Here is a 7,931-nt window from a genome sequence, read left to right as displayed (position 1 = left end):
GTCCCCCTTGTCCCCCTTGTCTCCCTTGTCTTCTTTGTCTCCCCTGCTCCCTCCTCCCTGATAACTGTAAGCTAGTCATAGCGATCGCGAGGATGAATTATGGATGTCAGAGCAGCTGTTGCCTACGAACCTGGAAAACCTTTGCAACTGGAAACAGTACAACTAGAAGGACCAAAAGCAGGGGAAGTCTTAGTCGAAATCAAAGCGACTGGAGTTTGCCATACCGATGCCTATACCCTTTCTGGTAAAGATCCAGAGGGCTTATTTCCGGCAATTTTAGGGCATGAAGGGGCTGGGGTTGTCGTGGAAGTCGGAGAAGGAGTCAAGAGCGTTAAAGTGGGCGATCGCGTCATTCCGCTTTACACTCCCGAATGTCGTCAGTGCGAATATTGTCTCAGTCGTAAAACCAATCTTTGTCAAGCCATTCGCGTGACTCAAGGCAAGGGGTTGATGCCCGATGGTACGAGTCGGTTTTCCTTAAATAGCACGAAGCTCCACCACTACATGGGGACATCCACTTTTGCTAACTATACAGTACTACCAGAAATTGCTGTTGCCAAGATCCGTGAAGATGCACCTTTTGACAAAGTTTGTTACATCGGTTGTGGTGTAACTACGGGTATTGGTGCAGTTGTTTATACGGCAAAAGTCGAACCAGGCTCAAAGGTTGTCGTTTTTGGTTTGGGGGGGATTGGTTTAAACGTCATCCAAGGAGCGCGAATGGTAGGCGCAGAGATGATTGTTGGTGTAGATGTTAATCCTAGTAAACGGGCGATCGCTGAAAAATTTGGCATGACGCATTTTGTCAATCCAAAAGAAGTGGAAGGCGATTTAGTTCCTTATTTAGTAGAGTTAACTAAAGGTGGAGCTGACTACAGTTTTGAATGTATTGGCAATGTAAATGTAATGCGTCAAGCATTAGAATGCTGCCATAAAGGTTGGGGTGAAAGTATTATTATTGGCGTTGCTGCTGCGGGTGAAGAAATCCGTACTCGTCCGTTTCAATTAGTCACAGGAAGAGTTTGGAAAGGCTCAGCTTTTGGTGGTGCGAGAGGGCGTACAGATGTGCCGAAAATTGTCGATTGGTACATGGAAGGCAAAATTAATATTGACGACTTAATCACTCACACAATGCCAATCGAAAAGATTAACGATGCCTTCGATTTGATGCACAAAGGAGAATCAATTCGTACCGTGCTGACGTTTTAGGTATAATCCAGGTGTGAGGAGTACAAAGGAGTAGCGGTTATTCCTACAGCAGCACAATTATTTACTTGTTTCGTTCTCAGCTATTGGGCAACAAAAATGTATTTGCCTATATACATAATCCGTGTAGACGAACGCACGGGAGAAGTCTTCTTTTTGGCAGGAGAAGAAACAGCAGTTTTAATCTTCAGTAATGGACTTTGGAGATTTGTATGACACAACCTAATTTTCAAGCTATGAGCCGCAAAGAGTTATTAGCATATATGCTCGAACACCGAGATGACGATGAAGTATTTCGTGTCTTTATGGATAAAGTTCATGCTGAGCCGCCTACGGAGGTATACCCAGCACCACAGACAATTGACGATCTAAAACATTTTCCTCAATTATTAAAGAAACATCGTCAAAAGCGGCAAGGAGAAGTAGATAAGTAAGCTAGAGAAATCTTTTTCGTAACCAGAGAGTCACGCAAGGAAATCTAAAGCAGTGGAAACGGATGTCATCGTCATTGGAAGTGGAATTGGTGGTTTGAGCTGTGCGGCAATTTTGGCGCGATACGGTTTTGATGTTGTCGTCTGCGAAAGCTACTCAACACCAGGAGGTGCGGCGCACGGATTTGAACGCAACGGTTTTAAATTTGATTCTGGACCTTCCCTCTACTCTGGTTTATCTTACAGCCCTTCACCCAACCCACTGCGACAAGTTTTAGATGCAATTGGCGAAGATTTACCTTGTATTAATTACGATACCTGGGGTTGCTGTTTGCCCGAAGGTGACTTCGATACTACTGTAGGTGCAGACCAATTTTGCGATGTTTTGGCAAGGTTGCGAGGAGATAAGGCTGTAGCCGAGTGGCGCGAACTTCAACGAGTCATAGAACCTTTAGCCAAAGCTGCTACGGCAATTCCTCCTACTGCTTTGCGCTTCGATTTGGGTGCAATAGTTTCTCTAGGGCAATATCTGCCTGCGATGCTACCTCATGTTGGTAGTACTTTTAAACTGACGGGTGCATTTAGCCAAATTATGGATGGTGTCGTCACCGATCCGTTTGTGCGTAACTGGTTGGATCTGTTGTGTTTTCTCCTCTCTGGGCTACCTGCAAGCGGCACGAGTGCGGCAGAAATGGCATTTATGTTTGCCGACTGGTACAAACCTGGAGTGATGTTAGATTACCCTCTAGGTGGTAGTGAGGCATTAGTTGATGCTTTGGTACGGGGATTAGAAAAACATGGGGGTAAATTGATACTGAATGCCCATGTTGAGGAAATTTTAGTGACGGGACGCGCGACTGGCATTCGGTTGCGGGATGGTGAAGAAATACAGGCAAGACAAGCCGTCGTCTCGAATGCTTCTATTTGGGACACGCTGAAATTATTACCACAAGATTCAATACCAAAACCTTTGCAAGCAAGACAGGCAACTCCAGAGTGCGACAGTTTTATGCACCTACATTTGGGAATTGATGCCACAAATATTCGTACAGATTTGGCATGTCACTATATTGTGGTCAACGATTGGGAAAGGGGAGTCACAGCACCGCAAAATGTCGTATTGGTATCGATTCCGTCAGTTTTAGATCCGTCCCTAGCACCACTAGGAAAGCACGTCATTCATGCTTACACTCCTGGTAGCGAACCTTACGGTATATGGCAGGGAATGGATCGTAAAAGCGAAGAGTATGCCCGTCAAAAACATGCACGGGCGGAAGTCATGTGGCAAGCCTTAAGACGGATTATTCCCGATATCGACAACCGCTGTGAGATAACTTTGGTAGGTACGCCTCTAACCCACGCTCGTTACTTGCGCCGTCATCGAGGTTCCTATGGTCCCGCCATCGCTGCGGGGAAGGGTTTGTTTCCTGGTGCAACTACGCCGATTCCAGGGTTATTGTGTTGCGGCGATTCTACCTTCCCTGGTATCGGTTTACCCGCCGTCGCCGCTAGTGGTGCGATCGCGGCAAATACCCTTGCGCCATTATCTCAGCATTTGCAGTTATTGCGGGAAATTGAGGGAGCAGTTATCAGTGACCAGTGACCAGTGACCAGTGACCAGCGAGATCGGTAACTAGTCAATTGCGACTTGCGATTTACGACTTCTCATGAGTTGTGTTTTTACTTAATATCAATTTCATACGAAAATTACATGCTGCTGCGCGTAATTACAGTAAACAGTTGAGGTAGCTGCGGGCAAACTAAATGTAACTAAGCTAGCAGCTGCCAAACCTGATGAAAATCTGGGGTTCGAGTACCTCCATCCGCAATCGCTTCGCCTTTGGTATGGGAGCTATGCTGCTGCCGTTAATTTTGCTTGGTTGTGGGACTTTTATCTCGGTAGAAGGAGCGTTGAGTAAATTTGAAAAAAATGAAAACGCAACTTTAGAGGAACTGTTTCCCGTTACCGAGTTAGAATCACTGATTGTCATGGCATCGACTTCTGCTGATGATTATCTCAGCTACGGTACGCCAGACGCTCGCGATCGCTTTCTGCGCATAAGTAGTGAAGTAGACAAAGCTTTCGTGATAATTCTGAATACTTCAAAAAATACGCCAGAGAAAACAGCTTTGCTACTCGTAGCTCAAAAAGCATGGCAACAAGCTAAAATCAGCAGCGAGGCGATTTTTACTACCTATCCAGCTAGAACTACGTTTACTGCTCAAGATAAGAAACGTTTAGACGCACAGCTCGAACAGGCTACAGAAGCCCTAGATCGATTGCAAGAACTCCTGACTCATTTGCAAATATCCGATAACATCGCTCAAGCGCAAAACACTAAACTTTGGGTGAAGGGGATTGTTGTTGTTGTGTTTGGCTTAGGATTGGGAGTAGCAGCGATCGCGAGTTTAACCCTAGCGCGTTCCGTACTAATACCAGTGCAGATTTTAGCAGAGGGAGTTAAACATCTAGCTGAGGAAGATCTTTCTTACCGGATTGTCCTATCGAGTCAAGATGAATTGGGGCAACTGGCAATGATGTTTAATCAAATGACCGAAAAACTCGAACAGAGTCAGACAGCCTTGAGAAATTTAGCAACTTTGGATGGATTAACCGGAGTTTTTAACCGTCGCGAGTTCAACCAAAAACTCAAAATCGAGATCGAGCGATCGCATCGCTACATGCATCCTTGCTCTTTAATTATGTTGGATATCGACTATTTCAAAAAGCTGAACGACACCCACGGACACCAGGGGGGAGACGAAGCACTCAAAGTCGTTGCTAGCATCATTCAACGCGAAATTCGCCCCGTCGATGTAGTGGCGCGTTATGGCGGCGAGGAGTTTGCCGTGATTCTACCAGAAACTCTCAATGATAGTGCGGCGATTGTTGCTGAACGATTGCGTCATGCTGTGGCTACAGAAGCGATCGCAATTTCTCCCGAACTTTCGATTCATGTCACTGTCAGCGTCGGTTATGCGACTTTTCCAATAGACGCAATTTTAGAGGAAAAATTACTCGGTGCTGCTGACCAAGCCTTATATGCTGCTAAACATTCCGGTCGCAATCGAGTCGTGAGTTATAGTAGCTTGCAGCAAACAGTAGAACAAGCAGGATGAAAACTTACCTGCATCTTCTACCCAAGACTGAGAAAATGGTAGTAAATGATGCTTCGATTTAAATCCACCTGTGAACTTTCCTACCAATTTGCCAGCAGCTACCGAATCTCGTAAAGCAGACCATCTAAGAATTTGCATCGAACAAGATGTCCAGTGCCAGTCTGTGACAAATGGATTGGAACGCTATCGCTTTACTCATACCTGTTTACCCGAACTAAATCGCGGTGACATTGACTTAACCACTACCTTTCTAGGTAAGAAGCTAGGCGCACCCCTACTCATTTCTTCCATGACTGGGGGTACAGAGCAAGCAGGCATCATCAATCGACGCTTGGCTGAAGTTGCCCAACACTATAAAATCGCGATGGGCGTAGGTTCTCAACGGGTGGCAGTGGAAAAACCGCAAGTTGCCGATACATTCGCCGTGCGATCGCTCGCTCCCGATATTCCCTTATTCGCTAACTTGGGTGCGGTGCAACTCAACTACGAATATGGCTTAGAACAATGCTTGCGGGTAGTAGACATCCTCGAAGCCGATGCCTTGATTTTGCATCTCAACCCCCTACAAGAATGCATTCAACCCAGAGGCGATGTTAATTTCTGCGGCTTGCTTGACAAAATTGAAAAACTATGCACTAAGTTACCCGTGCCTGCGATCGCTAAGGAAGTCGGTAATGGCATTTCAGGCGACATGGCGCAAAAACTGATAAATGCCGGAATTGCAGCCATTGACGTAGCGGGTGCGGGTGGTACATCCTGGGCAAAAGTAGAAAGCGAACGGGCAGAAACAGCCATGCAACGCCGCCTCGGACTCACCTTTGCTGATTGGGGTATTCCCACAGCAGAATGTATTACCAACGTGCGGCAGGTTGCCCCTAATATTCCTCTGATTGCCTCTGGCGGGTTGAGACACGGCTTAGAAGTTGCCAAAGCGATCGCCCTGGGAGCAGATCTGGCAGGGCTTGCCATGCCTTTTCTCAGAGCAGCTGCCGACTCCGAATCGACCCTACATGCCCTTGCAGAAGTCTTAATTGCCGAAATTACCACCGTCCTCTTTTGTACTGGTAACGCTGACTTACAACAACTCAAACAATCTCAAACTTTGCAGCGTGTAGCATAAATGATAGTTGTGGGAAAAATTAAATCAGTTGTCAGTTATTAAGTGACTAGTGGCTAGTGGCTGGTGGCTAGAATGCTCCCTCTGCTCCTCTACTTCCTTGTCTCCCTTGTCCCCCTTGTCTCCCCTGCTCCCTGCTCCCTTGCCTCCTTCCCTACTCCCGACTCCCTAGTTAAATGCGTAACTTCCTCAAACAAACTTTTGCTAGTGCCATTGGAACCTTGCTCGGACTGCTACTATTTTTTGGTCTGAGTATATCTGGAATGCTTGTCATATTGGTGGCATTGGCTGCTCAAGATAACGAACCGCAAGTTAAGGATAGATCGGTCTTAGTTTACGATTTATCCCTCAATATCACCGATGCCCCGCGTGACTCCAGTACCAGCGCTTTGATTCAAAATGCTCTTTCAGGAGAAAGTAACCGCACGATCGCCCTGCGCACGGTGCTAGATACCCTGGAAAAGGCAAGGCGCGACCCTAAAATTATTGGAATTTATCTCGATGGCAGCAATAGCGCAGATGATAGTGAAACTGGCTACGCTAAATTGAAAGAAGTGCGAGGAGCCTTGGAAAAGTTCCGTGCTGCTGGCAAAAAAATTATTGCTTACAGCTCAAGTTGGGGTGAGAAAGAATATTATCTCAGTTCCGTGGCGGATACCATAGTGCTGAACCCCCTTGGCGCAATGGAGATTAATGGTTTGGGTGCTTCAACGCCATTCTTGACTGGGGCATTAGAGAAATTTGGTGTTGGGGTGCAAGTGATTCGGGTAGGTAAGTTTAAAGCTGCCGTAGAACCATTAATTCGTCAAAATCTCAGTCCAGAAAATCGGCAACAGACACAGAAATTATTAAATGATGTGTGGGCGGAGTGGCGCACGGCAGTAGGTCAAAGCCGTAAAATTAGCCCTAACCAGTTACAAGCGATCGCAGACGGTCAAGGTTTCTTGCTGGCAGAAACAGCCCAAAAACAAGGATTAGTGGACAAAGTAGACTATTTCGATCGCGTTTTGGCGCAGTTAAAGCAGCTAACTGGTGAGGAAAAAGAAAATAAAACCTTCCGCCAAATTAGCTTGAATGCATATGCTGGGGTTTCTGGTAAGGCTTTGGGCGTAGAACGTAACTCAGAGAATAAAGTGGCGATCGTCTACGCTGAAGGTGATATTGTTGACGGTCAAGGAGAGGCGGGACAAGTAGGAGGCGATCGCTTTGCTCGTATTTTTCGCCAATTGCGACAGAATCCTAATGTCAAAGCTGTTGTCTTACGGGTAAATAGTCCTGGTGGAAGTGCCACAGCTTCAGAAATCATTCAACGCGAGATCCGCCTGACGCGAGAATCCAAAAAACCAGTAGTTGTCTCTATGGGCGATGTTGCAGCTTCCGGCGGTTACTGGATTGTCACCGATGCTAATCGGATTTTTGCCGAACCCAACACAATTACAGGTTCTATCGGCGTATTTGGATTGCTGCCAAATTTCCAAAAGCTGGCAAACAACAATGGTATTACCTGGGATGTGGTGAAAACTGGAAAGTATGCCGACAGTCAAACTGTTTCTCGCCCTAAATCTCCCGCAGAATTAGCAGTCTATCAACGCGCGGTCGATCGCATCTACAGTACATTCTTATCAAAAGTTGTTGAAGGACGGGATTTACCGCAACAGAAAGTCGAGGAAATTGCCCAAGGTCGAGTTTGGTCGGGTGTCAGTGCCAAACAAATTGGGTTAGTCGATGAAATTGGTGGGTTAGATGCAGCAATTGACTACGCCACGAAGCAAGCCAAGTTAGGCGATGACTGGGAAGTAGCAGAATATCCCGAAAGCCGTTCTTTAGAAGAACGCTTATTTGGGCAAGTCTCTGATGGAGTCAGAACCGCCTTGGGTAACAATACTGCTGCAAACCAACTCGCACTACCAGACCCCATCGCCTCTGAAGTTGCTAAAATGCGCGACGAGCTTGCCATTCTGCAAGTCATGAACGATCCTTTAGGAGTTTATGCCCGTTTGCCATTCAATCTGACGATTGAATGATTGGTCATTTGTCATTTGTCATTTGTATTTATT

At 46.3% G+C, this 7,931-nt stretch carries 6 protein-coding genes; all 6 read left to right on the top strand.

Annotation, left to right across the window (positions count from 1 at the left end; all coding sequences use genetic code 11):
• Positions 1–99 precede the first annotated feature (99 nt).
• The 6 genes from C7Y66_RS29280 to sppA all read left to right on the top strand — a co-directional run bounded on the left by C7Y66_RS29280 (position 100) and on the right by sppA (position 7,898).
• On the top strand, positions 100–1,209 hold the full coding sequence (locus C7Y66_RS29280) for an S-(hydroxymethyl)glutathione dehydrogenase/class III alcohol dehydrogenase (protein ID WP_106548236.1): 1,110 nt from the start codon (positions 100–102) through the stop codon (positions 1,207–1,209).
• A gap of 209 nt (positions 1,210–1,418) precedes the next feature.
• A complete protein-coding gene (locus tag C7Y66_RS29275) occupies positions 1,419–1,640 on the top strand; it encodes a hypothetical protein (protein WP_106548235.1) in 222 nt (73 codons plus the stop codon).
• A 52-nt stretch (positions 1,641–1,692) separates the two neighbouring features.
• Positions 1,693–3,240 (top strand): NAD(P)/FAD-dependent oxidoreductase, encoded by a 1,548-nt coding sequence (locus C7Y66_RS29270; RefSeq protein ID WP_106548234.1) that lies wholly within the window; start codon positions 1,693–1,695, stop codon positions 3,238–3,240.
• Between the two features lie 191 nt (positions 3,241–3,431).
• Positions 3,432–4,757, top strand: coding sequence for a GGDEF domain-containing protein (locus tag C7Y66_RS29265; RefSeq protein WP_106548233.1), 1,326 nt, complete (start codon positions 3,432–3,434; stop codon positions 4,755–4,757).
• A 70-nt stretch (positions 4,758–4,827) separates the two neighbouring features.
• The gene (fni, locus tag C7Y66_RS29260) at positions 4,828–5,877 is read left to right on the top strand and encodes a type 2 isopentenyl-diphosphate Delta-isomerase (RefSeq protein WP_106548232.1); all 1,050 of its coding nucleotides are present in this window, start codon (positions 4,828–4,830) and stop codon (positions 5,875–5,877) included.
• 173 nt (positions 5,878–6,050) lie between these two features.
• A complete protein-coding gene (gene sppA / locus C7Y66_RS29255) occupies positions 6,051–7,898 on the top strand; it encodes a signal peptide peptidase SppA (RefSeq protein ID WP_106548231.1) in 1,848 nt (615 codons plus the stop codon).
• Positions 7,899–7,931 lie beyond the last annotated feature (33 nt).

The organism is Chroococcidiopsis sp. CCALA 051, assembly GCF_003015105.1.
GTDB classification, from domain to species: Bacteria; Cyanobacteriota; Cyanobacteriia; order Cyanobacteriales; family Chroococcidiopsidaceae; genus Chroococcidiopsis; species Chroococcidiopsis thermalis.
This window is presented reverse-complemented; position numbering and strand designations above follow the sequence as displayed.